We start from the raw sequence: 23,563 nt of genomic DNA, 5'->3' as shown, positions 1-23,563 counted from the left end.
CATCTCGTTGTGAGTCGATCCTTATATTTCTACTGCCGATAAACATTCGTTTCCGGTTCCGCGACAGAAATTAACCGGATGGTGTCACCGACGGGTGAAAAAACAGCTCTGGTGGAGTTCGGTGAGCGCCGCTTTGGCTGCCCGTAGTGGCTCCGAGAGCGATACGCCAGCGGTCACGAGCGAGATTGCCTGATTGATCACTGTCGGAACGTGATCCGAGGTCAGCACGGTCGTGGCTCTGACGGTCAACTGAAGTCCCGGCGCATCGCAATCTCAAACCACGGACAGAGCCGGAGCTGGCGGTACAGTCGGGGATTGTCGTGAAGGTGGTCGTAGGGAACCCAGAGATAGCCACCAACCTCTTCGGGATCGGGATCGAGAGCGGTCGCATCGAGCGTGCATTTGAGAACGGAACACACCTCGTGTTCGATGCCGTCGTTGAGGTAATACCGCTTGTACTCGAACTTGTCCGTTACCCGAAGATCCTCGTACTGGCTGGGTACGATCCCGAGTTCCTCCTCAAGTCGTTGTTCTGTGGCGTCGACCTGTGTCTGTCCCTGTTCGGGATGGGAGGCAACGGTGCCGTCCCAATGCGTGTCCCACAGACGTTTGTCGGGACTGCGCTGTGCGAGCAAGATGTGGCCGTCACCGTCGAACACGAGGACAGTGAATGCCCGATGGCGGATTCCATCACCGGTGTGCGCCACTAACCGGTTGACAACTTCTTGTTCGTTGTCGTCGGCGTCGACGGCAACGACATCCTGCGCCGCGTTTTCATGGTCGGGACTGTCCCCTGATGAGGGCAGATCGTCGGTGTGCATACTCAGTCCTCGGTAGTGGTTCATAAGGACTCTTCGACTCGCCGCGATCCTCAACCGAGTCGCTCTTCGAGTATCAAGCGAGTCTTGGTGCTTTTGACTTCTTCCAAGCCCCGCGCTTTCGTAATGAGATCGTTGACGCCTCGCGTGTCTGCGGCGTCGACGACGAGCACGATGTCCTCCTCTCCGCTGACCTGCCAGACGAAATCGACCTCATCCCAGTCGGCCATGCACTCCGACACCGCCGTCGTGTTCACGTCGACTGCGACGCTGATTTCGACCATCGCCTTTACGTTTCCGGTGCGCGTCGATACGGTGAATCGTTCGATTACGCCCGTGTCTTCCAACCGGTCAACCCGGTTGCGGACCGTCCCCTCGGAGGTATCGACCATCGCTGCGATCTTCGTGTATGGCGTCCGGGCATCGCGTCGGAGGATATTGAGTATCTCTCGATCGAGCGTATCCATTTCCATTGAGGATCATGACTATCGTTCCCACTCACTTGGTGATTACGAAAATCGTAAGCTCATTTCGAATGGCAATGGTTAAGGCGTTGGTCGAATACGTTCTTCGTAATGACGGATGCCTACGTGGCGCTGGAGGGTGAACGCGTTGTTTCTGCACGCGCTCGTGCCCCCGGCCGTACGCGCGGCGAACTGGTGTTCACGACGGCTTACACTGGATACGAGGAGAGTCTTACCGATCCTTCGTACGAGGAGCAGGTGCTCACATTCTCGTATCCGCTTATCGGGAACTACGGCGTCCGATCCGAACGATTCGAATCGGATCGGGTACATCCCCGTGCCGTCGTGGCTCGTGAACTCACCGACGATGTAGCGTCGTGGCTGACCGAGGAGGATGTCCCTGCTGTCGATCACCTTGATACGCGTGAGTTGGTCATTGGCATCCGGGAGGAGGGCGCGATGCGGTGTGGCGTTGTCGCTGGCGACGACGTTACCCCGGACGACGCACTCGACGAACTCGCACAGTGTACGGCGATGAGCGATCACACTGACATCGGGGCACAGGTGTCGGTTGACGACCCGGTGACGTACAACCGTGACGGAACGGGACCGTCGGTCGCACTCATCGACTGTGGGGCGAAAGATTCGATCGCCACGTCGTTGATCGACCGCGGTGCCACCGTCCACGTGCTTCCCTACGACACGACCGAAGCGGCAATTGAGGAGTTGTCGCCTGATCTCCTGTTCGTCTCGAACGGTCCGGGCGATCCGAAGAACTTCGACGCCACTAGCAAGCTTGTCGAAACGTACGCGGGCGAGATCCCGATGGCTGGCATCTGCCTCGGCCAGCAGGTCATCGCTGACACGCTGGGTGGCGACACGGAGAAGATGACCTTTGGCCACCGTGGTGTCAACCAACCGGTACGAGACCTCGAAACCGGACAGGTCCTGATGACGACCCAGAATCACGGTTACACCGTCTCCGATCCTGGTGAGCTAAATGTCACGCAGATCAACGTCAACGACGACACACCTGAAGGGTTAGACAGCGACGAACTCGACATCAAAACCCGCCAGTACCATCCCGAGGCGAATCCCGGGCCACACGACACGCTCGGCTTTTTCGATGAGGTGCTGGGGATGGTCGAATCGAAATCGACCGTCTCGGCGGACTGAATCCCCACCTTTTACTCCCACTTTTTTGCGTTCGGGTGAGCGAAGCTCATCCGAACGCAAAAAACATGGGGAAAAAGCCGCTCGCTCCGCTCGCGGTGACTACACCTGCATCTCCCGCCGCCGCGACCGCTACCGCCACTGCTCCGCCGCCGTATACAGCTTCGACGACTGACAAACTGACGTGACCGCTGGACAGAAATCAACTGCTACTAGCGCAATCCCGACAGCAACGCCCGATTCCAGTGGCTCGTTAGCACCCTCCGAGCAATTGCTGGCAGAGCGAGTTATTGATAGAATATTTCGATTACACCAGTGTTTTCATATATGGTGAGACAGCTAGCGATAGGCCGCTTACTTGACGAGCCGGTCGCTCACTCCGTTCGCTGGGAGAGAAAGATGACGCTGCCAGTGTTTCAGTTCCGGGATCGGGAGGTAGTCTCGAAAGCCGAACTGTGCCGCGTGATTACGTAGCTGGTGGGACCTAGTACAGACCGTGCCGATCCGCCAGTTGTGTCCACGCCGCCCAGATTGAGTAAGTGCCAGCGGCCGCTGGGTTTGCCACCACAACGAGCTGCCGGGAATTGCGTGGTTCACGCGCTACTGCGCTGTGAGCGAGACGACCGTGGAATGCTGGTTCGACAACGGCACACGGCTACGCGTTCATGAGCAGCGCGACGGCGGAGCGGTAGCGGTGCGGAAAGCGGAGAAGACGCAGTACCGCGACGCAGCGAGCGGCTTTTTTAGTCTTCCCGCGAGCGCAGCGAGTGGGAGCCAGCGAGAGCTTGCTCTCGCGTTGCAGGTTTTTTACGTGAGGGTGGCCCCCGGCCACCCTCACGTAAAAAAAGTGGTTGGTCAACCGAACATGTCCCGCATCACGGGATGCATCTCCATCAACTGTTCTTCTGCGATCTCTTCGTACAGCTTGTAGGTGATCGAGACCGTCAACAGCAGCCCGGTCCCTGAAACACCGCCGATCGTTCCGAGCATGTTCGCACCGACGGCGAGCAGACCGACGAGCGCCCCGCCGATCACCGTCACTTGGGGAATGTACCGTTCAAGTACCTTCTCCATCACGCCGGGATTACGCCGGAAGCCGGGGATCTGCATCCCCGAATCCTGAATCTGCTTTGCGGTGGCTTCCGGACCCATGTCCGTCGTTTCGACCCAGAACATGGCGAACAACGCACCGCCGAGCACCATGAACGAGAGATCAACCCCGATCCGGAGCAGGATCTCTCCGGGCTGGGTGGATAGCGCCGAGATCCAGTCTTGAGACCGAATCGGAGCGAAATAGTAAAACAGTCCACCAGTAGGCTGTAACCCTGCTTGAGTCGTTCGATACACCCCCAACCAGTTGGGCATCTGCTCACCGATCTGTCCGTAGAGGATCCGCCCGATGAACTGGATGTTAGCCTGTAGCGCCCGGACGAGGATCATCGGCAAGACACTCGCGTAGATGAGTTTCACCGGGAAGCGACCGCGTGCGCCCCGTACCTTCGCGTGACTTAGGGGAATCTCGACGCGAACGCTCTCAGCATACACGACGATCACGAAGATCAACACCGTCGTGAACAGCGCAACGATCTGTCCGGATCCGAGGAAGATGGCCTCCAATCCTTGTTGGGAGAGCGGCGGACCGATTGGGATCTGTCCGGTCAGAATTTTGAACCACGCAACGAAAAACCCGACCTGACCGCCTTGACTGATCCCTTCCCACTGGATCAAACCGCCGATAAGCCGTTGGCTAACGCCAGCGATGATGAACAGACCGATACCGCTCCCGACACCCCACTTGCTGATGACTTCGTCCATGAACAGGACGAGGAGACCGCCAACGAACAGCTGGGCGAAGATCAGCCACTGGACACCGACTGCTCCGACGCCGAGCTGTGCGCCGAGCTGTGTATTCGGCTGGATCATTCCACCCAGGAACACCATCGGTAGGCCAGTCAGACAGATCATCACGACCACGAGCAACTTCTGTAGCCCCTGATACAGCGCCTGATCGCGCGGATTCGAGGTGTCCAACCCCAGCAGGTTCGCCCCACCTAACAGCTGCAACACGATGCTCGCGGTCACGATCGGTCCGATTCCCAGATGCAAGACGGTGCCTTGCCCACCCGCGAGGATCGACCGGAACTGCCCGTAAGGGTCACTACTCGGGCCACCAGTCCCGAACAGGTAGACGTTCGTGAGGAAGAAATACAGCACGAGCACGCCGGCCGTCCACCCCAGCTTACGGCGGAACGGGACGTGGCCCTCCGGGCGGGCGACGGTCGGCATCCGGGTGAGGACTGGGGCGGCGGTCTCCTTCCAACTCATTATTCCTCGTCCTCGTCCTCTTGGTCCTCCAGTTGGGATTGACGTTTTTCACCGCGCTCGGTGAGGATCGTGCGCCCGCCTTCACTCTCGATGAGTTCGGTCGCGCTGTCGGAAAAGGCGTCGGCAGTCACCGCAAGGGTGGACCGAACCTGTCCGCCACCGAGCACCTTCACCACATCGGTGTCCGTGCTCGTCTCGACGACATCGCGCACGTCGATCGCGTAGCCGTCTGCAGTCTCTTCGGCTGCCCCTTCGGCAGCGTACAGCGGCGCGTTCTCATCAAGCGTTCGAACGTCGATCGTTTCGACGGTCTCTTTGACCTTTTCCGGACGCTTGAAACCGTGTTTGCCGACCGATTCGTAGTTGTGAAACTCGTGTTTGGAACGACCCGCGCGCCCACGGCCGCCACGATGGCCAGCGCCACGACGGTTCTTGTGACTGCCACCGCTGTGGGTGCGAGAGCCGCGCTGTCGTTTCTTTTTACTAGTCATCGCATCGTTGTGAGGAGGCTGTCGATCTCCTCGGTCGTGTGTTTGCCAAGCTGGCCGCCCTCTTTCGTCGGATGTTTGAGACCGTTGTGTCCGCCACGCGGCGGGTGAAGTCGGAGCGTCGGGGAAATTCCCTGCTCTTGCAGCGTCGTCTCTTCGTCCACGAGGGCCGCAGCCAGCGCCTCAATGCTGTCGTACTCGGTGTTTTCAGCGACCCACTCCTCATCGATCTCATCCCCGTCGAGCGTCTCGCCACGAGTGGCTATCACCAGCTCGACGGTGTCGGCACTGGGTTGACCGTGTGCAACCCAGTCGTTGACCTTCGTCACCATCCCACGGTAGGTGTCGGTCTCGGGCACGAGCGTACAGTGATTGACGCGCCCGAGGTTGAGCATCGACATGGTGTCTTCGACGCCTTGGCTCATGTCGATCTCGCCGCGGAGTTGGACGAGCGCTTGCATCACTCGGCCACCTCGCGTTGTCTCGGGCGCGGCCCGCGGGCTTGGGCCGAATTCTTCAAGGCGTTGTACGTCGCCTTCGAGAGATTGATCGTCGTCCGAGTGTTGCCGTGGCTTTTGGTCCAGGCGTCCTGGACACCAGCGAGTTCGAGCACGCTCCCGACGGTCTCACTGGCCGCAAGCCCCAGTCCGAGCGGGGCAGGCATGAGATCGACGGTGACACTGCCGGCTTTGCCCGACGTTTTGCGAGCAAGCGAGTGAGTGCCGCCCGCGCGGTCTTCCCACGAGCCACTGCCGCGCTCAACGTTGATGATGTTCAGCTTGGCGATGTCGATCGCTTTCTGGATCGCACCACCGACCTGATCGTCTCGGCCCTCGGCGTAGCCGACGTAGCCGTTCCGATTACCGACGACGACGGCACAGCGGAACTTGACCCGGCGACCCGAGTCGGTCATCCGTTGTACCATGTTGATGTCGAGTACGTCGTCTTCGAGATCCGGCAACAGCTGATCGACGAGTTCCGGCTCTTTCAACGGCAATCCCGTTGTAAGCGCCTGATCCATCGAGGTGATGTCACCTTCTGCGACCTGCTTGCCAAGCCGGGTTTGTGGTTCCCAACCGCTACTCATAGTTCATCCTCCAGTCGTTCGCGTACGTCATCGAAGTGTTCCGGAAGCGTTGTTGCATCGAAATCACCGCTGTACAGCGGGTCATCGCGGGATTCTGCGTACTCCGCGATATGCTCGCCGCGGGTTCGAGACCAGTCGGCGAACACTGATTCGCTGTGGGGGATTTCGAGACCAGCGTCGATCGCACCCTCTTGCACCGCGAACACCTTGTTGCCGGGTGTTGCGGTGTTGAGTCCGATATCGAGCACTGCGCCATCGAGTCCTTCAGCAAGCGCGCGCTTGCCGACGAGCACGCCGGTCAGGTACGCCGCCGGGAGGTTCCCCGTCGGAGCCTCCCAGCCAAACGCCTCTAGATCCGAAGAGTGCGCGCTCGCTGCTGTCTGATCACCGTCTCGACCTGTGCTCACCAGCTGCGCCCTGATGTGCTTGTTACTCTTGCGAGCAACCAGGCGTGGCTTGCCGGATTTCAACAGGCGCAACCGCTGATGGTAGTTCGTGCGTGCCTCGCGGCGACGCCGCATTGGCACGTTGTATCGTGGTCCGGTTGCCATGATTATGTATCCTCTTCTATGTATCGTTCGAGATCGCCAACACTGTCGAACTCGCCACCGCTGGCTTGATCGTAGAGCGTGCGGTATTGGGAGCGGGAGATCTCTCCCGAATCCCGGAGTTCGCGTAGTCGACGTCGTTGTGCCCGGATGCGACGTTCCCATTCGTTCTTTCGATCCTGCCGTGCGCCAGCCTTCCCTTTCCGGGATCCGGGACCCTTCAGGTGACCGTAGGCGCGTTTTTCGTTGCGCTCTCGCACGCGACCCCGAGAGTTCGAGGTCTTCTCCCGCTTTGTCTGAATGATGTCGCGGTCGATCAGATCACGAATGTCCTCTCGGGTGATCGCGTCGGCGATCTCGCCCTGTGCCTCAGGATCGAGCCAGACGCGGTTTTTCCCGACATCCAGCTCGTCCGCTGCGAGTCGTTTCTGGTTTTTCAGATCACTCATCGTTGACAGCTACCTCCACGTACGTCGGATTGAGCACGCGGATGCCCGCGTCTTCGGCCTCCTCTTCGATGCGCTCTCGTTTTCGCGCACCGACCGAGGACGCGATGCGGACGGCGTGTGTTTCGCCGTCGATACCCTCCAGATCGTCGGTGTTGAACACCCGTACCTCTTCGAAGCCGCTCGGGTGTCGGCCACGCACCGCTGTCGGTGTCCGGAAGCCAGCCTCAACTGTCTGTCCTTTGCCTTTCACGCCCCGGCGTTGCTTCGAGAGATTTCCACGGGGGCGTCGCCACGACGCGGGCGTCCGCTTTTTCTTGTGGTGGTCTTGGCGGTTGAATTCGGGCGATCCTTCGTTCGCTCGCCGTGTGAGCAACCGCTCAGTCTCCTCGTCGAGATCCGGCGTTTTGTCCGCGTGGCCTCGCGGGCGGAGTTCCGTCTCGAAGGCTTCTTCTGGTTCGGGCTGTTCGCCTTCCTCTTCGATCTCGGCGGTGGTATCCGCTTCGATCTCCAGATCACCGATGTCGGCTTTGATACGCGCTGCCAGCGCGTTGCCGATGCCGTCGACATCCGACAGCTCCGACTGATCGGCTCGACGAAGGTCGTCGACCGACTCATAGCCCTCCTCTCGGAGGGACTCAGCTTTGGTCTCACCGATACCGCTTACGTCGGTTATCGACCGGGCATCCGATTCGTCAGTTTCGTCCTCGTGTTCGGCCATCAGGCTTCACCTCGTGTGGGTTTTTGGGTGATGTACACCCCGTCCTGGAAAACACGGGGATCCTTGTCTGTCACGCGCGTCAGCTGTTCGATGTCCGCGGCGGTCTGACCAACGGCCTCGATGTCTGGACCCGAGAGGGTGATCTCCTCACCGTCGACGGCGACATCGGTGTCGCCGTGGATCGGTGCCCGTCGGTCGGATCGCTCACCAAGGAAGTTCGAGATGACGACATCGTCGCCGTCGACGCTCACCTGCATCGGGAAGTGTGAGTATAACACTTCCATCTCGTATGTCCATCCCTCGGTCACGCCGTGGATCATGTTCCGGATGTGGCTCTCGAACGTGCCGACGGTCGATTGCGTGTTCGCGTCGGTCGCGTCGGTTTCGATCCGTACCGTGCCGTCTTCGACAGTGACACGGACATCTGGATACCACAGCCGTCGCGTTACCACGCCCTGTGGACCGTCGATCGTGAGATCGAGATGGTCCACGGACCCGGTCACGTCGTCCGGTAGTTCGATTTCGATTTCTACAGTCATGTCCATCAGTAGACGTATGCGATTACTTGACCACCGACGCCCTGTTCACGGGCCTCGTAGTGGCTCATGATGCCGCTGCTGGTGGTCACGACGAGCGTCCCGTAGTCGCGCGCGGGAAGATACCGTTTTTCCCATCGCTCGAATTCGTCGACGCCCGCAGCGTATCGGGGCGTCACGGGACCGCACTCGTTGATTGCACCTTTTAGATCAACCTCGAACTGGCCGGCTTTGCCGTCATCGACGTACTGAAAGCTGTCGATGTACCCGAAGTCGTAGAACACTTCGAGCACGCTGCCGATGATGTTCGAGGCGGGCGATACTGTGTGGGTGAGATGTCCCACACCCTCGGCGTTGTCGATGCCCGAGAGCGCACTGCTGAGTGGATCGTTGTCCGCCATGATTTAGCTGTACTTTTTGAAGCCCATCTCGCGGGCGATCTCTCGGAAGCACTGCCGACAGAGCCAGATATCGTACTTTCCGACCAACCCCTGCTTGCGACCGCAGCGCTGGCACTCCTGAATCTGGTCTGTGCGCTTCGTACCGTGTTCGCCCGTCTCCGGGGACCGCTCTTGTTGTTCGCTTTCGCTCATGATTACTGTACCTCCATATCGAATCGGGATTCGAGGAACGCGATGGCGTCCTCGACGGTGAGCCGGTGACCGGCTGGGATCTGTCGGTTGACCTTGTCCCGTTTTCGCACCCGGTAGCCGGGGCGAACGAGGTTTACCGTCACGTCCAATCCGTAAATCCCGATGTTCGGATCGTACTCCTGTCCTTCGAAGTTCGTGTGCTCCTCGATGCCGAAGCTGAAGTTCCCTGTCTCGTCGAACTGCGACCGTTCGATCTCCACGAACGACAGCGCCGTCTCAAGGAACGCTTCTGCACGGTCACCGCGAAGAGTCACCTTCGCGCCGATCGGATCTCCTTCCCGGACGTTGAAATCCGGAATAGTCTGCTCGGCCACCGTCCGAACCGGCTCTTGATCGGTGATCTCCGATAGGATCTCTTCTGCGTCTGCGAGCTGCTGGCCGCCCGTGCCCACGCCCATGTGGACGACGATCTTCTCGACGACCGGCGTGCGCATCTCGTGAAACTCGTTTCCAACGTCGGATTCACTACTCATCACTCACTCACCTCCGCTTCCGCAGGCGTGCCGGTGCCGTCGGACTCATCAAGGAAGTTCTCGTCGATGACGACGACGTACTCCTCGACGGTTTCAAAGCCGCCATCGTCCTGGTCGACGGTGACGCCGTTGGGCGAGCTACCGGGGGTGACCGAGATCTCATCGATCGTTCCGATTTCGCCGGCGTGGCGGCCCTTGACGGCTGTGACCAGTGCGCCCTCCTCGTAGGGGAAGTGGGCGAGGATCGCATCGTCATCGGTTCCGACGACGATGGAATCGTTCGGGCTGATCGAGGATTCCTCGGTCAACAGCGTCCGGCCGTCGTGGAGTCCGATCTGGATCTGACCGCCGGAAACGTGGCGTTTGTTCGCGACTTTACCGAGCTTGCCGTCTGTGTCCGCGGCGTCGATCGGTGTCAGCGCGAGCCGTCCGCCCTCATCCGGGAAGACGCGGTAATACTCTTTGCGCTCGATGAATGAGATGATGTCGAACATCCCAACCGGTCGGCGCACGTCCGACGGAACAGTTCCGTTGACGAGAACGCTGCCCTGGTCAAGCGCGTACATCGCTTCCTTTTTCGAGTCGGCGTAGCCGAGCACGTCCCGAAGCACGATCAATAGCGGGACTCCTTCCTCGCCGTGCGGACCGGCGTCGGCTTTGACGGTGTACTGCTGTTCTTTGCGAGCGATCGGCCACGTCTTCGGTACCGAGAGTCGCTTTTGATGCTTACTCATCGTTGTCCTCCGTAAGGCGCGTCTCCCGCATGTCGTCAGAGAGATCGAGGTCGGTCACGCGGAGGTTACTCGAATCCAACGGACGAGCGATTTCCTCGCCGTCGGCGGTTTCGAGCGTCACCTCTTCGACCGTAACGGTCGCGTCGCGCAGGTTCACATCGACGACTTCGCCGTCTTCGCCCGCGAAATCACCCCGCATCACCTCGACGGTGTCACCCGAGTTGACGCGGACGCTCCGCTGACCGTACTCCTCGCGCAGCTCCGGTGAGAGTGGTGCACGAACCTGATTGTGACGCTCGTGCAGCGGTGCGCGCCGTTGATTTCGTCGTTGTTTGTGTGGTTGTCGAGTCATGGTTCTTTACACGATCATCGTCGCCGTGCTGGCGACACTGCCGAACCGTTCTGCGACCTCCCGTGCGATCGGGCCTTTGATCTCGGTCCCACGGGGATCGTGGTTCTCGTCCACGATGACCGCCGCGTTGTCTTCGAACTTCACGCGGGTCCCGTCCGGTCGTCGGATCGCCTTTCGCTGGCGAACGACAACCGCCTTGAGCACCTGACGGCGCATTTCCGGGGTCCCCTTGGTGACCGAGACGGTGATGAGATCACCGAGTCCGGCTTTTGGATGGCGGTTTTTCGTGCCACCGTAGCCGTCGACACTGGTGACCTTCAGTTCACGCGCGCCCGTGTTGTCTGCACACGTGACGAGCGATCCCTTTTCGAGACCTTGGGTTACGTCCGCGTTGAGCGCACGCATCAGTCCTCACCTCCGTCAGAGGCGACTTCCACGACCACGTGGGATTTCGTCTTCGAGAGCGGTCGCGTTTCGGCTATTTTCACGTCATCGCCAGTCGAGAGCGGTTCGAGCACCTCCGGCACGTGAGCCGGAATGCGCGATCGTCGCTTCATCTGGCGGTCGTACTTCGGCACCTTAACCTCGTACTCCCGCTCGACGATGACGGTGCGTTGCATCTCCGTCGAAACGACCCGTCCCTCGATTACTTGTCCGCGAACGGACAAGCTACCGTGGAATGGGCACGTTTCGTAATCGTAGTCCTCCGGATTTTCGGGTTCCGGCGGTTGTGCTACGTCGAGTCCTATTGCCATTGTGAACCTCCAGTGCGTTCGGTGCGGCGGGCCGGGCGTGTGAGTAGACGCTCGCCGTCGACGGTGACGTACTCACCGTCCGGAAGCGCGAACTCAAGCGTCACGACGGCCTTTGGCACCTGCCGCGTCCGAGACCCTGCTCTAACGGTGAGGGTGTTCGCCGTCTCCATGACGACGGATCCCTCACACCCGACCAGTGTCGAGTCCGACGACTCGACGACCCGCACGCGCAGGCCGATGAGTTCGTGTCGTGGGAGGGTCTCGGCAGTTAGCATTGTTGTCTATTCGTCCGTGTTGTCGCCTTCCTCGCGCTGGATCGTCTTGATCCGCGCGATCGTCCGGCGGATCTCCTTGATCCGTCCTGGGTTGTCGGGCGCTCCACCCGTCGCCTGGACAGCACGATCGTTGAGCAGCTCCGTTTCAAGATCGTCCAGCGCGTTCTGGCGCTCTGCCGGCGTCATGTCCCGCAACTCTTCGGCGCGGTAGATCGCCATTACCCTTGCACCTCCTCATCGTCTTCGCCTTCGTCTTCGTCTTCCATCTCGGACAGCAACTCCTCAGCTTCGGTTTCGACTTCTTCATCGAGTTCGTCGAGTTCCTCCTCGATCTCCGCGTCGGGGGCTGGTTCCTGTACCTCTTCGTCCGGAACGGCCTCCTCGATGACTTCTTCGGGAACGTCAGTCGATTCCGGCTCGGTCGCTGTCGTCGACGCGTCGGTGATCTCGGCGTCTTCGGCGGCTTGGGCCTCGGCGGCGGTGTCTTCCTCCCCAGCGAGCAGTTCCTCGACGCCTTCCTCTTCGGGTTCGACGATGTAATCGGACACGTCGACATCCTCGTGAACCTGGAAGTCGTCGGGCAGCTCGGCGTGGGGCGGGATGATCTTCACTGTCACACCGATCGTACCGAGCTTCATCACTGCGACGCTTTGGCCGTCGTCAACGATGTCGTCGGCCGGTTCGCCGTTGTGCTTGATGTAGCCACGGTTGAACTTCTCGACGCGCGAGCGCGCGCCGGTGACTTTCCCTGAAAGGACGATTTCCGCGCCGAGCGCACCCGAATCCATGATCCGATCGATCGTGGTGTGGCCCGCCTTCCGGAAGTACCACCCGCGTTCGAGGGCGTTCGCGAGCCGATCAGCAACGATCTGAGCGTTCAGATCCGGCTCATCGACTTCCTGAACGTCGATCTGTGGATCGTCGAGATCGAAGCGCTCTTCGAGTTCTGAGGTGATCTTCCGAATGTTCTTTCCGCCCTTGCCGATGACCATTCCCGGCTTTTCGGCTTTCAGAACGATCTGGGTCCCCATCGGGGTCTGAGCGACTTCCATGCCGCCATACCCCGCTCGATCGAGTTCTTCTTGGAAGAACTCGTTTATCTGGGTCCGCTGAATGCCGTTCTCGATGAATTGTTGCTCATCTGCCATTATTCAGTCACCTCACTCAAGACGAGTTCAACATCGACTTGGGGCGTGTTCCATTCGGTCGCGCGACCGAACGCCCGGGGCTGTCGGCCGGGGCTTTCACCGACCTTGTGCGCTGCGACGTGCTCGATTTGCATCGACTCGCCGTCGAATCCCTGATGATCGGCGTTCGAAACGCCGTTCTCCAGCAGATCAAGGAACGCGTCGGTTGCCTTTTCGGGGTACCGGCCGGCGTCCCAGCCGTCGATGTCTTTTCGGTGACCCACGCCGCTGTTGTGAGATTTGAACGGGACGGACTGCTCACCAGCGATCACGGCTTCGAGGTACTCGATCGCGTCGCCAGCGGTCATTCCCTTGATCTCGCGGGCAATCTCCTTGCTGTGCTTGTGGCTCATGTGACGCTCCCGGAGCATCGCTTTCGCCGTGGTGTCCGGATCCGCGTCGACACTGTAGCTGATTCCCATATTATTTGAGTGGCACGAACTTCGAGGAGCGTGTCGCGCCAATGCCGGCCTGACCGTGTTCGACAGACTGTCGGGTCAGTACGAACTCACCCAGGTAATGACCGAGCATCTCCGGTTCAACGTACACCCGCTTGAACTCCTCACCGTTGTAGACGGCAAACGTCTTCTCAACGAATTCCGGCAGAATCGGCATGTCACGCAGGTGTGTCCGGAGCGGTCGGTTCGCTGACTCCTCAGCGTCGCGCTCAGTCGCCTTCTCGAACAGTTTCTGCTGCTCGGTGGTCAGACCGCGTTTGATGGTTCGCCGCTTCCGTGCGGGGAGCAGTTCCGCGAACTCCGAAAGCTCCATCTCCCGGAGTTCTGACAGCGTATGGCCACGATAGGTGAACTCCTCATCGGAGTCGCGGCCGATCTGGTAGTCCGAATTCGACATGGTTGTTAGTTCCCTTTGCCGGTTGTACCGGTACGCCGAGACGCGATGTCACCGACCTTTCGTCCGGGCGGTGCGTCCCGAGAGACGCTTTTCGGTCGACCGGGGTGTTGCCGACCACCGCCACCGAACGGGTGATCGACCGCGTTCATCGCCACCCCGCGAACGCGCGGCCACTTGGTGCCACGCGCACGCATCTTGTGGTGCTGCTTTCCGGCTTTTACGAGCGGCTTTTCCGTCCGGCCACCGCCTGCGACCACGCCGATCGTGGCGCGACAGTCGGGTGACAGCCGTCGGACCTCGCCGCTGGGGAGTTGCACGACCGCAGCGTCGCGGTCGTGGGTGAGCAACGTTGCGTTCACGCCCGACGATCGGGCGAACTTGCCGCCGTCACCGGGTTGGCGCTCAACGTTACACACCGGAACGCCCTCCGGGATCTCCCGGAGTGGAAGCGTGTTCCCCGGCGAAATCTCCGCGCTGATACCGATCTGGATCTCCTCACCGACGGCGATCCCTTCAGGGGCGAGCACAAGGCGCTGATCGCCGTCCTCGAACTCGACAGCCGCGACGGGCGCAGAGCGCGCCGGATCGTGCTCGATGTCGACGATCGTCCCGGCGATGACATCGTCGTCAGTCTCCTCGTTGCGGTGGGAGAGATCAGCTTTATATCGGTGCGACGGTGCACGGAACGTCGGTGTCCCGCGACCACGCCGTTGACCGAGAATGCGTCGTCCCATCGTTAGAACACCCCGATGCGTGAAGCGACCTCCTGTGCGTCGTCGTCCTCGGACAGGCGCACAGTGGCCTTTTTCGTTCCATTGGGCGTTACCTGCGTTGTGACGTTCTCGACGGCGATGTCGAACTGCTCTGCGAGCGCCGACTTGATTTCCGGCTTCGAAGCGTCGAGAGCGACGACGAACTCCAGTTTGTTCTCGAAGTCCATCTTGTCCATCGCCTTTTCAGTCACGTTCGGATGACGGATGATGTTCGTCGTTGATGTCATCGTTTATTCACCTCTTCGATCGCGCTTTCGGTGAAGACGGTGAGCCGTCCGGCGTGACCACCAGGTGCGAGATCCTCGGCGTTGACTTCGCGTGCGGTTGCCACGTCGGCTCCCGCGAGGTTGCGGGCCGCTTTTGATGGCTCCTCGCTCGTCACAAAGAGGATCGACTTCGGTCGCTTGTATTTCCGACCGCGTGTCGTCCCGCGACCGGCGCGGACGCTCGTACCGTCCTCGGCGCGCTCGATGTCGGCGTGCAGTCCGAGGGTTTCGAGCAGCTCGACGACCGCTTTGGTTTTGACGAGTTCTTCGAACTCGTCGGTGACGACCACCGGCACATCGACATCCTCGAACTGGTGGCCGCGCTCGGTGACGAGTTCAGTATCGGTCGTCGCCGCGAGCGCGCTGTGGATGGCAAGGGTGCGTTCCTTGTCGTTGATCTTCTCGCCACGATCCGTGTCGGTTTTCGGGGGGTGTGCCCGTCGACCGCCAACGGTTTGTGGGACGCGCCGACCGACGCTGTTCTGGCGCGGAACGTGGGCCATGCCCCGGCCGCTGCCGAACGATTCCGCCGGCGTTCGCATACCGGCGTACTCGTCCGCACCGTAGTCCTGGGAGCGGTTGGCCCGAGCGGCTCGCACCGCACGCTCGATAAGGTCGGGGCGGTGTGTCGTCTCGAACACGCCGGGGAGTTCGATCTCCCCCGCTTCGTTGCCGTCGAGATCGCGTACTGTTGCGTTCATCCTTGGTCACTCTCCGTAGAGACGTACCGAACCTCCGGATCGAGGCGCGGTTGGTCGTTCGGCCGCACCGCGGGACGAAACCGGATGAGGCGCTGTTTCGGACCGGGAACCGATCCCTTGACGAGGAGATACTCGCCGTCGACCTCGCCGTAGTTGATGAAGCCGCCGTCGGGCGTCACGTCCTCGTCACCGATGGAGATGATGCGTTTGTTCAGTTCCGTCCGCTGGTGATAGCCCATCTGACCCTGCTGCGGAACCGTCGATCGCACACGCGAGGGGTTCCACGGACCGAGGTTACCGATCCGTCGTTTCCAGCCTTGTCGGGCGTGTTTGCCCTTGCGCTTTTGGACGCCCCACCGCTTGACGGGACCTTGTGTCCCGCTCCCCTTGGTGACGCCAGCGATGTCGGCGTACTCACCCGCTCGGAACACGTCCGAAACGGTGTGTTCGCCGCCGTCGTCGAGCAGTTCCAAGGCGAACTCAAGACGTTCTTCGAGGGTGCTACCCCCGACGCGCGTCTCCATCACGTCTGGCTTTCGTTTCGGAACGCTCGAAAGCGCTCCCGGCAGGGTGTGGGTGATCAAACGCACACCACCGAGATCGCCCGATTCGAGCGCGTCCCGAACGGTCTGTTCTCGCTGCTGGCTGTCGCCGCGCTCTTCGGGGAGATCGACTGCGCGTGCAAGATCGTCGTGAACCTCGTCGGTCCAGATCTCCGTGAGCGGGCGCTGGCCGTACGGCGTCGTCTCGTAGGCTCGAACGGCAACCGCGCGCATTGGCGGGGTCTCGACGACCGTCACGGGGACGGTCTCTTCCATCCCCTCTTGTGGGGAATCGGGCTCGTCGTTGATCATCACGACGTGGGACATGCCGGCCTTGTAGCCGGCAAACCCCTGTACCCCCACCTGTCCGTCGTCGTCGGGCCAGGTGCTGATTCGTGGCACCTCGCTCGACGCGCGGACACGCGGGCTGAAGCCCATCGAGCCTTTTCGTGGTCTGCTTGGCGTTGGCATAGTTCAACACTCACTTCAGATTGAGACAGGCGAGCGTTGCGAACATCGCTTCTTCCGTTCGCACCGTCTCGCTGCCCTGATTCGGAACCGTATTGAGCCAGAGGTCGAACCGGGACCTGTCCGGTCGTGTATCGTCCGACGTGTCTCGCTGGCCGACCGCTGTTGGGTCGATGCCACAGATCTCCGGCAGCCCCCGCTCGGGTGCACCGAACGCAACTGTGTACGTTCGCTTGTCAGTACCGGTCTGGACACCGGTATCGGTGTCAACTAACCGTTGACGAAGATCACCGAGCAACGAGAGCGTGAGTACCTCACCGTACCGCGATGACGCGATACGGAGTCCGCTATCGGGGCGGGTGAGGACTTCGTCTAACTCCGCTTGTTCGACATTCACTCCGGGCGGCTCGTCGTCAACGATCCGCGCACGCAGAGGCTGTCTCGAAGAGATCCTGATAGTAACGCGCTCTCCCTCTTCGACCGTCTGAGACGGTGGTACGAGGAGGGAGATCGGGTGTTGCAGGCCGCAATTGACCCGGACGCGCCCGTCAGATCCGACCTCAGTCACGATTCCCTGTCTTAACGACCCCGAACCGTTCGATCCGGAGCCGGTCTGTGCGACAGCGTGGAGCGGCGGCAACACACCAACGTACTCTAGTTCGTCGCGCCGTCCCCACACCTCCTTTCGAAGGTAGGGGGGTGTGGCCGCGTAGGCCAGAACGGTACGAACGAACCCGCCACCCCACCTGCGTTCCCCGTCAGAATCGGGGTATACGACAAGGCGGTCGATCCGGAACACCGTTGCCGCGCGGGCAACGTACCCGAGCTTGCGGGTCGCTTCCCGTTTGTCTCGGGATTCCCGGACCAGCGATGACGGCACAAGTACAGTTACTGTCATGCCGATTCGCTTCCTCGCTGTCCACTAGACTGTGCCCAAGGTTCTTGATACGCTCATAAAAGCATAGCGCTTCGACGCAGGGCTGAGACACCAACACACAACAGTATCGTGTTAGTCTCTCTTCGAGAATCGGTGACACGACGGCCGTAGTCCGGTACGTTTTTATTGGTGAGCGTTGTGAGTTAGAGTGTCGAGGGCGCTGGTAGTGTAGTGGTATCACGTGACCTTGCCATGGTCACAACCTGGGTTCAAATCCCAGCCAGCGCATGATTGAGCTGAGTTTTACGGAGCGAGTGAACGGGTAGCTGGATTTGAGCCAGCAAGTAGAGCGTTAGTCCCGCCATCGCCGGAGTAGAGCACCGAGACCGAGCAGCGGAAGCCCGAACGCGATGAGATACGGGAGGGCGTACGCCGTTCCAACAACAGTGGCGCGCGCCGCGACCACAACGCCGCTGGCGGCGTCGAGAAACGCGTTTACTACACCGGTCTCATACCACGCACGCGGCCTATCGTTCGTCGGCGTCGGCTCTTCGAGCCTGACAGTCAGGGTCGCGTAGCTGACTCGCTCTGTGAGCGCCTGCCGGCGGGCTTCGAGCCGTTCGATCCGTTCTTGTACTGAGGAGAGTCGTTCACCGATCGCAAGCACGTCCTCCGTGTCGTTGGCTTGTTCGTACAGCGTTCGGGTGCGGTTGCGCTGGGCACGCAGATTCTGCAACCGGGCGTTGAGATCAGCGACCTGTCCGGTCACGTCCGACGTGTTCGTGCGCGATCGGATCACCGTACCTTCTCGCTTGACGCGGTCGAGCGCAGCCGTGAAGTTCTCTGCAGGAACGCGGTACACGACCCGACCGTTGGTGTGTCGGGTCTCGGTCGAGCCGACCGTCCGCTCGGTCGAATCACTCACGTAGCCGCCCTGCGTGCGGATCGTCGTCGTGAGATTTTCTCGTGCGGCATCGAAATCGGGGACCTGACTGTGAACGATCCCGGTCCGGACCACCGACCGCTGGGCCGACGCGTTCAAACCGCTCGGTTCTCCCGACACCTGCGCTTGCCCAGCCCCGGCGTCAGCTGGATTTGCGGGACCCATATTACCGACATCACTATCACTCGCCGTGAGTTCAGTGCCAAAACAGCCAGCCAACGCGACGAGTACTACTACACAGACAATCGCGACGCGCATACGGACATCATAGCCATCCATTATTGTTCAGAAAACATAAAATAACATAGTGCAAGTATTTTGTGGTTAGTGATCACACGCCTGATCGTCTCCGACACTGCGGCCGCCCAGAACAGACAGTCGTCACGACGCAGCACGTTTACGGCCGTTGGGGGAGTATCGTGGTACTATGTCCGTGATCGCGCTGTTGAGCGTCGCGCCGGTACAGGAGGAGAGCATGAGCGAGGAGGTAGCCAACGCAGTGGAAGCACTCGAAGGGTTCGACGTGTCGTACGAGACGAACCCGATGGGCACCGTGATCGAGGCGGCAGATGTGAGCGAACTGTTCGCGGCGGTCGAGGCGGCCCACACGGCCGTTGAAGGGGATCGGGTGAGCACAGTGTTAAAGATCGACGACAAACGGACGATCGACCAATCGGCAAGCGAGAAGGTCGAAAGCGTCGAGCGCCATTTAGGACGGGAAGCGTCGAGCGAACGGTAGGGCGTCCTCGTGACCAACAACCGATTTATCTTCCCCACCGAAGGTGTGCACATGGAGAGTCTCAATCGGATGGCGACCGAACTCGTAGACGAAGCCCTCGACTTCACCGAGGAGTTGGCGATCGACGCCTACGAACTCGAATCGGGGACGACAGTGCTCGATTTCGGCGTCGAAGCGATCGGGGGGACCGAAGCCGGACTGTTGCTTGCCGAGATCCAAACCGCCGGATTAGCAACCGTGAGTTCGTCGCTGACCGAAATCGGTGGAACGCCGCGGCCCGTTGTCGATCTCTCGACGGACCACCCAGCGTTCTCGTTGCTCTGCTCACAGAAGGCTGGATGGGAGTTGTCGATCGGTGGTGAATCGGCGTCTGACGCTGACGAGCCTGTTTATGAGGGACTCGGGAGCGGTCCCGCCCGTGCGCTCGTCGCCACAGAGGAGGAGTTTCGACAGTTGGAGTACGCTGACGCGTTCGACTTTGCGGTGCTGGCGATCGAATCAGATTCGCTGCCAACGTCAGAGGTCGCGGCCCACGTGGCAACCATGTGTGACACGGAGGCGGGACAGGTGTTTCTCCCGACCGCTTCGACTGCGAGCATAGCGGGAAGCGTGACAATGGCCGCGCGGGCAGGAGAACTTGCGGCGTTTCGGGCGTTCGAGTTGGGGTATGATCCGCTCGACATCCTGTCGGTGTCGGCGCGTGCACCGGTTGCGCCCGTCGCAGAGAACGAAGGGCAAGCGATCGCTCGAACGAACGACGCGATCGTGTACGGCGGGCAGGTGCATCTCACCGTCGAATCCGACGCCGGATCAGAACTGTTCTCGAAGCTGGTTTCGAGCGCGCCCGAAGAGTACGGCACCCCTCTCGAAACCGTGTTCGATGGGGTCGATTGGGCGTTTGAAGAGCTTCCGGCGTCGGTGTTCGCACCGGCACAGGTGACCGTCGATGTCGTTGGAGGACCCACCCGGTCGTTCGGCGGCGTGAACGAGGAAATCCTACTGGAGTCATTCGGACTGTGAGATTCAAAGTCGTTCCCGAGCCACGGCCACAGTCGTTCATCGAGACGGCCACACGGACGCTCCCGCTGGTTCCGAGCAGCGAGGACGACTGCTGTGGGTTGCTCATGGCCGACACCGACATCGACAGCCGTGACGTGGCCCGCGAATGGATCACGTTCCTGCGCGCGCTCGGACAGGTCAAAGAGACCGACGGGAAGTATTACCAGCGACGGACCCCCGTTGACGACGTTGCGGTCGCCTTCCGAGAACGGGTGTACGCAACCGAGACAGTGCTCCAAACCGTCGAGGAGAGCGAGGAGCCACTGGCGGCAACCGACGTGTTCGAGCGCGTGCGCACGGAGATCCCACAATGGGAGCGCAACCGCCGTCAAGACTGGGAGGAGGTGTGGCACGAACGCGTGCGTCGCCTCCTAGAATGGGCGGTCGAATTCGATCTCATCGCACGGACTGCCGACGGCTATCATAATTGATTTCCTCTCCCTGATCGTTAATTGACATGTGACAACAACACCGGTCGAAGCGTTCACGTTCGATCTCGACGGTACGCTCTGTCGCTACCGACGGTCCACAGCCGAAGTCCTCGCGCTCGCGTTCGAGCGCACTGATCTTGAGCCACTGTTCACCGCGGCCGCGTATCGGGAGTCGATGGATCAGTACACCGATGAGTGTGAGACAATGGCCGAGCTCCGAGAGCACTGTTTCGCTGCACTCGCGTCAGAAAACGGCCACGCTCCTTCGGACGGCCACCGGGTTGCGCTCGCGTTCGAGGAACTACGGGATCACCGGAACGTTGAACCGATCGACGGGATGCACGAGACCCTCGACGCGCTCGCGGACTATCCGCTGGCGCTCATAACGAACGGGCCGCCAGGAACACAATCAGAAAAACTAGCGGCGCTCGGTCTCCGATCGGAGTTCGAACTCGTGGTGTACGCGGGGTATGATACGCCATCAAAACCTGATCCCGCCCCGTTCGTAGACGCGCTCTCTCAGCTCGGTGTCGATCCCGCCCACGCGGTGCACGTCGGAAACTCACTCGACGCCGACATTCGAGGAGCGGACGCGGCCGGGATGCGATCCGCATGGCTCCGAACTGCGGAAGGCACACCGACGCCACAGCCCCAGTACGTCCTCGATTCACTGACTGATCTCATCCACACGCTGTGAGTGTATATTCGTTACAGCAGAACGGCCGCGACTGTCAGTCGTCGGTCTCGCCGTAGATCCGTTCGATGCGGTCCTCGAACCGGTCGGTGATGTTCCGTCGTTTGAGTTTCATCGAGGAGGTGAGCATGTCGTTTTCCGGCGTCCACTCCAAGGGCACCAGTTCGAACTCCTTGATCCGCTCGTGTTTTGCAAACGACTCGTTCACGCGTTCGATCTCGTCACCGATCCACTCCCGGACTCGATCGTCGGTGGTGATCGCTTCCGTGTCGTCGGGGAGATCGACGTTGTTTTTCTCAGCCCAACGCGTGATCGCCTCGAAGCTCGGCACAACGAGCGCACTGATGAACTTCTGGTCGTCTCCGAGCACCATCACCTGTTCGATGCGGTCGCTGGTGGCAAACGACTCCTCGATCGGTCCCGGCGCGACGTTTTTGCCCGTATCGAGCACGAGCAACTGTTTGAGACGGTCGTGATAGATGAGACTCCCCGTCGGCGTCTGTTCGACGATGTCGCCGGTCCGGAACCACTCTTCGTCCGATTCGGACTCATCGATCGTCGTGAACGCGTCCTCGGTCGCTTCTTCATTGTTCCAGTAGCCGCTCATAACGTTCGGTCCCTGAACAAGTAGCTCACCGATGTCGCCGGTGGCTTTCTCCCGTTGCTCGGGACCGACAACGCCCGCGTCGAGTGCCACATCGATCTCAGGCAGCGGTGGCCCAAGCGTCCCCGGCTGGATGTCTTCGGGCCGGTTCACGGACAACACGGGAGCCGTTTCTGTGAGTCCGTACCCCTCGATGATCGTCATTCCCATCCCAAGGAATACCTCACAGAGATCCTTCGAGAGGCTTCCACCGCCGCTGATCAGCAGCTCCAGATTGCCGCCCATCTGCTCTTTGACGCTGCTGTACACCATGTTATCAGCTAGTTTTCGTTTCATCCGGAGCCGCTTTCCCGGACTGTCCGCCTGAGTGTACTTCTGAGCGATGTCGAGCGCCCAGTCGAACATCCGTTCTTTGACGGTTGAGCCACGGACTTCCTCGCGCATCGTGTCGTAAACGCGTTCGTACACCCGCGGGACGCTCGTCATGGAGGTGGGTTCGACGAGCGACATATCCTCCGTTACCGTGTCAGGGGACTCGGCATAGGCGACGGTGCCACCGACAGCAAAGATCAGGAAATGTCCGGTGGTCCGCTCAAACACGTGAGCGAGTGGAAGGAAAGACAACGCGGTGCTCTCCGATCCGAGCGTTAGAGCGTCGTCTCCTCGATCAGGGCGGGGACCGAGCCGCTTTCTGATCTGATTGATGTTCGCTCGGAAGTTGCGGTGTGTGAGTTTAACCCCCTTTGGTTTACTCGTTGTTCCCGAGGTGTAGATGAGACTCGCAAGATCGTCGGGTTGACGACCGATGATCCACGCCTCATAATCCCCCTCGACGCCGTTTTCGACGCCACGCTCATACAGCGCCCCGAGGGTGAGGATATCATCTCGGTCGTCGTACCCCGTGATCGTGTCCATGACGACGATGAACTCGAGATTCAACTCCGATTCCACCTCAAGGACTCGCTCTAGCAGTCGCTCGTTTTCGACAACGACACCTTTCGCATCGGGATCGTCGAGCAGATACTCCACCTGCGACGGTGAGGATTCCGTGTACACCGTCGTCACAACTGCGCCGGCTGCCAACAGTGCGAGATCGGTGTGGGCCCACTCCATGCGTGTGTTTGCGAGGATTGCCACCCGATCATCCGGAGTGACGCCGATGTCACGGAATCCCCCCGCGAGATTCATCACGATCGAATGCAGTTTTTGGTAGGTCAGATCGCTGTACTCACCCGACGGAGCAGCGTCGATGATGTCACGAGCACAGAGCGATCGGTTATAAACCCCTCCCTTGTACTGCTGGGCGATCCGATCGGCGTGACGCGATGCGCTTTCTGCGAACAGTTGGGAAATAGTGTTCGCACCGATAACCTCGTCAGTGTACTCTTGTTCTGCCGCGAGCCAACCGGGTGTAGAATCCATATTCACCATCTACATCACTGCCGGTATATACCCGGCTAAAACGAAAAACCATACTATTCTCGTTTATACGACTGATCAGTGGCGGACCGCCTGCTTCGGTGCCAGATATCTGGCGAGCGGATCGGCCGGAAAATCGGCCAACACCGCTGCGACC

35 protein-coding genes, 1 tRNA gene and 1 pseudogene are annotated in these 23,563 nt (G+C 60.4%); 6 read left to right on the top strand and 31 right to left on the bottom strand.

What is annotated here, in order from left to right; all coding sequences use genetic code 11:
• Positions 1 to 84: 84 nt before the first annotated feature.
• The 3 genes from EIK79_RS18075 to EIK79_RS10345 are packed head-to-tail and all read right to left on the bottom strand — an operon-like array spanning position 85 to position 1,285.
• A complete protein-coding gene (locus EIK79_RS18075; RefSeq protein ID WP_185715585.1) occupies positions 85 to 249 on the bottom strand; it encodes a hypothetical protein in 165 nt (54 codons plus the stop codon).
• Positions 246 to 821 carry an NUDIX hydrolase gene (locus tag EIK79_RS10350; protein ID WP_124955048.1) on the bottom strand — a complete coding sequence of 192 codons (576 nt, stop codon included), beginning with the start codon at positions 819 to 821 and terminating at the stop codon, positions 246 to 248. The genes EIK79_RS18075 and EIK79_RS10350 overlap by 4 nt, the downstream gene beginning before the upstream one ends.
• 50 nt (positions 822 to 871) lie before the next feature.
• Positions 872 to 1,285, bottom strand: a complete 414-nt coding sequence (locus EIK79_RS10345) for an Lrp/AsnC family transcriptional regulator (RefSeq protein ID WP_124955122.1) — start codon at positions 1,283 to 1,285, stop codon at positions 872 to 874.
• A 108-nt stretch (positions 1,286 to 1,393) separates the two neighbouring features.
• On the opposite strand from EIK79_RS10345, the gene carA reads away from it, so the two are divergent.
• On the top strand, positions 1,394 to 2,458 hold the full coding sequence (gene carA, locus EIK79_RS10340) for a glutamine-hydrolyzing carbamoyl-phosphate synthase small subunit (RefSeq protein WP_124955047.1): 1,065 nt from the start codon (positions 1,394 to 1,396) through the stop codon (positions 2,456 to 2,458).
• A 46-nt stretch (positions 2,459 to 2,504) separates the two neighbouring features.
• Here the strand turns inward: carA and EIK79_RS19000 are convergent, their stop codons facing one another.
• From EIK79_RS19000 to EIK79_RS10215, 26 genes and pseudogenes are all read right to left on the bottom strand, one after another.
• On the bottom strand, positions 2,505 to 2,633 hold the full coding sequence (locus EIK79_RS19000) for a hypothetical protein (RefSeq protein WP_267900534.1): 129 nt from the start codon (positions 2,631 to 2,633) through the stop codon (positions 2,505 to 2,507).
• 677 nt (positions 2,634 to 3,310) lie between these two features.
• Positions 3,311 to 4,780 carry a preprotein translocase subunit SecY gene (gene secY, locus EIK79_RS10335; protein WP_124955046.1) on the bottom strand — a complete coding sequence of 490 codons (1,470 nt, stop codon included), beginning with the start codon at positions 4,778 to 4,780 and terminating at the stop codon, positions 3,311 to 3,313.
• A complete protein-coding gene (locus EIK79_RS10330; protein ID WP_124955045.1) occupies positions 4,780 to 5,271 on the bottom strand; it encodes an uL15m family ribosomal protein in 492 nt (163 codons plus the stop codon). Before EIK79_RS10330 ends, secY begins: the two co-directional genes overlap by 1 nt.
• Positions 5,268 to 5,729 carry a 50S ribosomal protein L30 gene (locus EIK79_RS10325; RefSeq protein ID WP_124955044.1) on the bottom strand — a complete coding sequence of 154 codons (462 nt, stop codon included), beginning with the start codon at positions 5,727 to 5,729 and terminating at the stop codon, positions 5,268 to 5,270. Before EIK79_RS10325 ends, EIK79_RS10330 begins: the two co-directional genes overlap by 4 nt.
• On the bottom strand, positions 5,729 to 6,355 hold the full coding sequence (locus tag EIK79_RS10320; RefSeq protein ID WP_124955043.1) for a 30S ribosomal protein S5: 627 nt from the start codon (positions 6,353 to 6,355) through the stop codon (positions 5,729 to 5,731). The genes EIK79_RS10325 and EIK79_RS10320 overlap by 1 nt, the downstream gene beginning before the upstream one ends.
• On the bottom strand, positions 6,352 to 6,906 hold the full coding sequence (locus tag EIK79_RS10315; RefSeq protein ID WP_124955042.1) for a 50S ribosomal protein L18: 555 nt from the start codon (positions 6,904 to 6,906) through the stop codon (positions 6,352 to 6,354). Before EIK79_RS10315 ends, EIK79_RS10320 begins: the two co-directional genes overlap by 4 nt.
• Before the next feature lie 2 nt (positions 6,907 to 6,908).
• A complete protein-coding gene (locus EIK79_RS10310; protein WP_124955041.1) occupies positions 6,909 to 7,352 on the bottom strand; it encodes a 50S ribosomal protein L19e in 444 nt (147 codons plus the stop codon).
• On the bottom strand, positions 7,345 to 8,070 hold the full coding sequence (locus EIK79_RS10305) for a 50S ribosomal protein L32e (protein WP_124955040.1): 726 nt from the start codon (positions 8,068 to 8,070) through the stop codon (positions 7,345 to 7,347). Before EIK79_RS10305 ends, EIK79_RS10310 begins: the two co-directional genes overlap by 8 nt.
• Complete coding sequence (locus EIK79_RS10300) at positions 8,070 to 8,609, bottom strand: 50S ribosomal protein L6 (protein WP_124955039.1); 540 nt, start codon at positions 8,607 to 8,609, stop codon at positions 8,070 to 8,072. The genes EIK79_RS10305 and EIK79_RS10300 overlap by 1 nt, the downstream gene beginning before the upstream one ends.
• Before the next feature lie 5 nt (positions 8,610 to 8,614).
• Positions 8,615 to 9,007 (bottom strand): 30S ribosomal protein S8, encoded by a 393-nt coding sequence (locus EIK79_RS10295; protein WP_124955038.1) that lies wholly within the window; start codon positions 9,005 to 9,007, stop codon positions 8,615 to 8,617.
• Between the two features lie 3 nt (positions 9,008 to 9,010).
• The gene (locus EIK79_RS10290; RefSeq protein WP_124955037.1) at positions 9,011 to 9,199 is read right to left on the bottom strand and encodes a 30S ribosomal protein S14; all 189 of its coding nucleotides are present in this window, start codon (positions 9,197 to 9,199) and stop codon (positions 9,011 to 9,013) included.
• Positions 9,200 to 9,201: 2 nt separating this feature from the next.
• Entirely contained in the window at positions 9,202 to 9,732 is a 531-nt protein-coding gene (locus tag EIK79_RS10285) for a 50S ribosomal protein L5 (RefSeq protein ID WP_124955036.1), read from the bottom strand.
• Positions 9,732 to 10,466 (bottom strand): 30S ribosomal protein S4e, encoded by a 735-nt coding sequence (locus EIK79_RS10280; protein WP_124955035.1) that lies wholly within the window; start codon positions 10,464 to 10,466, stop codon positions 9,732 to 9,734. The genes EIK79_RS10285 and EIK79_RS10280 overlap by 1 nt, the downstream gene beginning before the upstream one ends.
• On the bottom strand, positions 10,459 to 10,818 hold the full coding sequence (rplX, locus tag EIK79_RS10275) for a 50S ribosomal protein L24 (protein WP_124955034.1): 360 nt from the start codon (positions 10,816 to 10,818) through the stop codon (positions 10,459 to 10,461). Before rplX ends, EIK79_RS10280 begins: the two co-directional genes overlap by 8 nt.
• A gap of 6 nt (positions 10,819 to 10,824) precedes the next feature.
• A complete protein-coding gene (locus EIK79_RS10270; protein WP_124955033.1) occupies positions 10,825 to 11,223 on the bottom strand; it encodes a 50S ribosomal protein L14 in 399 nt (132 codons plus the stop codon).
• Positions 11,224 to 11,237: 14 nt separating this feature from the next.
• Positions 11,238 to 11,573: pseudogene (locus EIK79_RS10265) on the bottom strand (30S ribosomal protein S17); the annotation flags it as partial.
• Positions 11,564 to 11,848, bottom strand: coding sequence for a ribonuclease P protein component 1 (locus EIK79_RS10260; RefSeq protein WP_124955031.1), 285 nt, complete (start codon positions 11,846 to 11,848; stop codon positions 11,564 to 11,566). The pseudogene EIK79_RS10265 and the gene EIK79_RS10260, both read right to left, overlap by 10 nt.
• A gap of 6 nt (positions 11,849 to 11,854) precedes the next feature.
• A complete protein-coding gene (gene rpmC, locus EIK79_RS10255; protein WP_124955030.1) occupies positions 11,855 to 12,067 on the bottom strand; it encodes a 50S ribosomal protein L29 in 213 nt (70 codons plus the stop codon).
• Complete coding sequence (locus EIK79_RS10250; RefSeq protein WP_124955029.1) at positions 12,067 to 12,996, bottom strand: 30S ribosomal protein S3; 930 nt, start codon at positions 12,994 to 12,996, stop codon at positions 12,067 to 12,069. The genes rpmC and EIK79_RS10250 overlap by 1 nt, the downstream gene beginning before the upstream one ends.
• Positions 12,996 to 13,457 carry a 50S ribosomal protein L22 gene (locus EIK79_RS10245; RefSeq protein WP_124955028.1) on the bottom strand — a complete coding sequence of 154 codons (462 nt, stop codon included), beginning with the start codon at positions 13,455 to 13,457 and terminating at the stop codon, positions 12,996 to 12,998. Before EIK79_RS10245 ends, EIK79_RS10250 begins: the two co-directional genes overlap by 1 nt.
• 1 nt (position 13,458) lies before the next feature.
• Positions 13,459 to 13,890 (bottom strand): 30S ribosomal protein S19, encoded by a 432-nt coding sequence (locus EIK79_RS10240; protein ID WP_124955027.1) that lies wholly within the window; start codon positions 13,888 to 13,890, stop codon positions 13,459 to 13,461.
• Between the two features lie 5 nt (positions 13,891 to 13,895).
• A complete protein-coding gene (locus EIK79_RS10235) occupies positions 13,896 to 14,624 on the bottom strand; it encodes a 50S ribosomal protein L2 (RefSeq protein WP_124955026.1) in 729 nt (242 codons plus the stop codon).
• A 2-nt stretch (positions 14,625 to 14,626) separates the two neighbouring features.
• On the bottom strand, positions 14,627 to 14,890 hold the full coding sequence (locus EIK79_RS10230) for a 50S ribosomal protein L23 (protein ID WP_124955025.1): 264 nt from the start codon (positions 14,888 to 14,890) through the stop codon (positions 14,627 to 14,629).
• Positions 14,887 to 15,630, bottom strand: a complete 744-nt coding sequence (gene rpl4p, locus EIK79_RS10225; protein WP_124955024.1) for a 50S ribosomal protein L4 — start codon at positions 15,628 to 15,630, stop codon at positions 14,887 to 14,889. The genes EIK79_RS10230 and rpl4p overlap by 4 nt, the downstream gene beginning before the upstream one ends.
• The gene (locus EIK79_RS10220; RefSeq protein ID WP_124955023.1) at positions 15,627 to 16,643 is read right to left on the bottom strand and encodes a 50S ribosomal protein L3; all 1,017 of its coding nucleotides are present in this window, start codon (positions 16,641 to 16,643) and stop codon (positions 15,627 to 15,629) included. Before EIK79_RS10220 ends, rpl4p begins: the two co-directional genes overlap by 4 nt.
• Positions 16,644 to 16,653: 10 nt before the next feature.
• Positions 16,654 to 17,538: a putative RNA uridine N3 methyltransferase gene (locus EIK79_RS10215; protein ID WP_124955022.1), complete on the bottom strand. Its 885-nt coding sequence runs from the start codon at positions 17,536 to 17,538 to the stop codon at positions 16,654 to 16,656.
• A gap of 196 nt (positions 17,539 to 17,734) precedes the next feature.
• On the opposite strand from EIK79_RS10215, the gene EIK79_RS10210 reads away from it, so the two are divergent.
• Positions 17,735 to 17,805, top strand: a tRNA-Gly gene (locus tag EIK79_RS10210).
• A 64-nt stretch (positions 17,806 to 17,869) separates the two neighbouring features.
• Here EIK79_RS10210 and EIK79_RS10205 read toward each other — a convergent pair.
• Positions 17,870 to 18,718: a DUF4349 domain-containing protein gene (locus tag EIK79_RS10205; RefSeq protein WP_124955021.1), complete on the bottom strand. Its 849-nt coding sequence runs from the start codon at positions 18,716 to 18,718 to the stop codon at positions 17,870 to 17,872.
• Positions 18,719 to 18,887: 169 nt separating this feature from the next.
• Between EIK79_RS10205 and EIK79_RS10200 the strand changes: the two genes are divergently transcribed.
• From EIK79_RS10200 to EIK79_RS10185, 4 genes are read left to right on the top strand one after another with little or no spacing between them, the layout of a single operon-like run.
• A complete protein-coding gene (locus EIK79_RS10200) occupies positions 18,888 to 19,199 on the top strand; it encodes an MTH1187 family thiamine-binding protein (protein ID WP_124955020.1) in 312 nt (103 codons plus the stop codon).
• 51 nt (positions 19,200 to 19,250) lie between these two features.
• Positions 19,251 to 20,219: a methenyltetrahydromethanopterin cyclohydrolase gene (gene mch / locus EIK79_RS10195; protein ID WP_124955019.1), complete on the top strand. Its 969-nt coding sequence runs from the start codon at positions 19,251 to 19,253 to the stop codon at positions 20,217 to 20,219.
• Positions 20,216 to 20,689: a hypothetical protein gene (locus tag EIK79_RS10190; protein WP_124955018.1), complete on the top strand. Its 474-nt coding sequence runs from the start codon at positions 20,216 to 20,218 to the stop codon at positions 20,687 to 20,689. The genes mch and EIK79_RS10190 overlap by 4 nt, the downstream gene beginning before the upstream one ends.
• 28 nt (positions 20,690 to 20,717) lie before the next feature.
• Positions 20,718 to 21,386, top strand: a complete 669-nt coding sequence (locus EIK79_RS10185) for an HAD family hydrolase (RefSeq protein WP_124955017.1) — start codon at positions 20,718 to 20,720, stop codon at positions 21,384 to 21,386.
• A gap of 34 nt (positions 21,387 to 21,420) precedes the next feature.
• Here EIK79_RS10185 and EIK79_RS10180 read toward each other — a convergent pair whose 3' ends face one another.
• On the bottom strand, positions 21,421 to 23,409 hold the full coding sequence (locus EIK79_RS10180; RefSeq protein ID WP_233738082.1) for an AMP-dependent synthetase/ligase: 1,989 nt from the start codon (positions 23,407 to 23,409) through the stop codon (positions 21,421 to 21,423).
• Positions 23,410 to 23,563 lie beyond the last annotated feature (154 nt).

The organism is Halocatena pleomorpha (genome assembly GCF_003862495.1).
In the GTDB taxonomy this organism is placed as follows: domain Archaea; phylum Halobacteriota; class Halobacteria; order Halobacteriales; family Haloarculaceae; genus Halocatena; species Halocatena pleomorpha.
This window is presented reverse-complemented; position numbering and strand designations above follow the sequence as displayed.

What these genes read in the sequence shown, in the direction of transcription:
- EIK79_RS10290 (WP_124955037.1), bottom strand. Translation starts at nt 9,199, where the DNA reads ATGAGCGAAAGCGAACAACAAGAGCGGTCCCCGGAGACGGGCGAACAC.
- rplX (WP_124955034.1), bottom strand. Translation starts at nt 10,818, where the DNA reads ATGACTCGACAACCACACAAACAACGACGAAATCAACGGCGCGCACCG.
- EIK79_RS10305 (WP_124955040.1), bottom strand. Translation starts at nt 8,070, where the DNA reads ATGGCCGAACACGAGGACGAAACTGACGAATCGGATGCCCGGTCGATA.
- EIK79_RS10220 (WP_124955023.1), bottom strand. Translation starts at nt 16,643, where the DNA reads ATGCCAACGCCAAGCAGACCACGAAAAGGCTCGATGGGCTTCAGCCCG.
- EIK79_RS10295 (WP_124955038.1), bottom strand. Translation starts at nt 9,007, where the DNA reads ATGGCGGACAACGATCCACTCAGCAGTGCGCTCTCGGGCATCGACAAC.
- EIK79_RS10310 (WP_124955041.1), bottom strand. Translation starts at nt 7,352, where the DNA reads ATGAGTGATCTGAAAAACCAGAAACGACTCGCAGCGGACGAGCTGGAT.
- EIK79_RS10260 (WP_124955031.1), bottom strand. Translation starts at nt 11,848, where the DNA reads ATGCTAACTGCCGAGACCCTCCCACGACACGAACTCATCGGCCTGCGC.
- EIK79_RS10315 (WP_124955042.1), bottom strand. Translation starts at nt 6,906, where the DNA reads ATGGCAACCGGACCACGATACAACGTGCCAATGCGGCGTCGCCGCGAG.
- EIK79_RS10240 (WP_124955027.1), bottom strand. Translation starts at nt 13,890, where the DNA reads ATGTCGAATTCGGACTACCAGATCGGCCGCGACTCCGATGAGGAGTTC.
- EIK79_RS10250 (WP_124955029.1), bottom strand. Translation starts at nt 12,996, where the DNA reads ATGGCAGATGAGCAACAATTCATCGAGAACGGCATTCAGCGGACCCAG.
- EIK79_RS10245 (WP_124955028.1), bottom strand. Translation starts at nt 13,457, where the DNA reads ATGGGAATCAGCTACAGTGTCGACGCGGATCCGGACACCACGGCGAAA.
- rpl4p (WP_124955024.1), bottom strand. Translation starts at nt 15,630, where the DNA reads ATGAACGCAACAGTACGCGATCTCGACGGCAACGAAGCGGGGGAGATC.
- EIK79_RS10235 (WP_124955026.1), bottom strand. Translation starts at nt 14,624, where the DNA reads ATGGGACGACGCATTCTCGGTCAACGGCGTGGTCGCGGGACACCGACG.
- EIK79_RS10350 (WP_124955048.1), bottom strand. Translation starts at nt 821, where the DNA reads ATGCACACCGACGATCTGCCCTCATCAGGGGACAGTCCCGACCATGAA.
- EIK79_RS10205 (WP_124955021.1), bottom strand. Translation starts at nt 18,718, where the DNA reads ATGCGCGTCGCGATTGTCTGTGTAGTAGTACTCGTCGCGTTGGCTGGC.
- secY (WP_124955046.1), bottom strand. Translation starts at nt 4,780, where the DNA reads ATGAGTTGGAAGGAGACCGCCGCCCCAGTCCTCACCCGGATGCCGACC.
- EIK79_RS10330 (WP_124955045.1), bottom strand. Translation starts at nt 5,271, where the DNA reads ATGACTAGTAAAAAGAAACGACAGCGCGGCTCTCGCACCCACAGCGGT.
- EIK79_RS10215 (WP_124955022.1), bottom strand. Translation starts at nt 17,538, where the DNA reads ATGACAGTAACTGTACTTGTGCCGTCATCGCTGGTCCGGGAATCCCGA.
- EIK79_RS10345 (WP_124955122.1), bottom strand. Translation starts at nt 1,285, where the DNA reads ATGGATACGCTCGATCGAGAGATACTCAATATCCTCCGACGCGATGCC.
- EIK79_RS10270 (WP_124955033.1), bottom strand. Translation starts at nt 11,223, where the DNA reads ATGCGTGCGCTCAACGCGGACGTAACCCAAGGTCTCGAAAAGGGATCG.
- EIK79_RS10325 (WP_124955044.1), bottom strand. Translation starts at nt 5,729, where the DNA reads ATGCAAGCGCTCGTCCAACTCCGCGGCGAGATCGACATGAGCCAAGGC.
- EIK79_RS10180 (WP_233738082.1), bottom strand. Translation starts at nt 23,409, where the DNA reads ATGGATTCTACACCCGGTTGGCTCGCGGCAGAACAAGAGTACACTGAC.
- rpmC (WP_124955030.1), bottom strand. Translation starts at nt 12,067, where the DNA reads ATGGCGATCTACCGCGCCGAAGAGTTGCGGGACATGACGCCGGCAGAG.
- EIK79_RS10300 (WP_124955039.1), bottom strand. Translation starts at nt 8,609, where the DNA reads ATGACTGTAGAAATCGAAATCGAACTACCGGACGACGTGACCGGGTCC.
- mch (WP_124955019.1), top strand. Translation starts at nt 19,251, where the DNA reads ATGGAGAGTCTCAATCGGATGGCGACCGAACTCGTAGACGAAGCCCTC.
- EIK79_RS10230 (WP_124955025.1), bottom strand. Translation starts at nt 14,890, where the DNA reads ATGACATCAACGACGAACATCATCCGTCATCCGAACGTGACTGAAAAG.
- carA (WP_124955047.1), top strand. Translation starts at nt 1,394, where the DNA reads ATGACGGATGCCTACGTGGCGCTGGAGGGTGAACGCGTTGTTTCTGCA.
- EIK79_RS10280 (WP_124955035.1), bottom strand. Translation starts at nt 10,466, where the DNA reads ATGAGTAAGCATCAAAAGCGACTCTCGGTACCGAAGACGTGGCCGATC.
- EIK79_RS10200 (WP_124955020.1), top strand. Translation starts at nt 18,888, where the DNA reads ATGTCCGTGATCGCGCTGTTGAGCGTCGCGCCGGTACAGGAGGAGAGC.
- EIK79_RS10285 (WP_124955036.1), bottom strand. Translation starts at nt 9,732, where the DNA reads ATGAGTAGTGAATCCGACGTTGGAAACGAGTTTCACGAGATGCGCACG.
- EIK79_RS10320 (WP_124955043.1), bottom strand. Translation starts at nt 6,355, where the DNA reads ATGAGTAGCGGTTGGGAACCACAAACCCGGCTTGGCAAGCAGGTCGCA.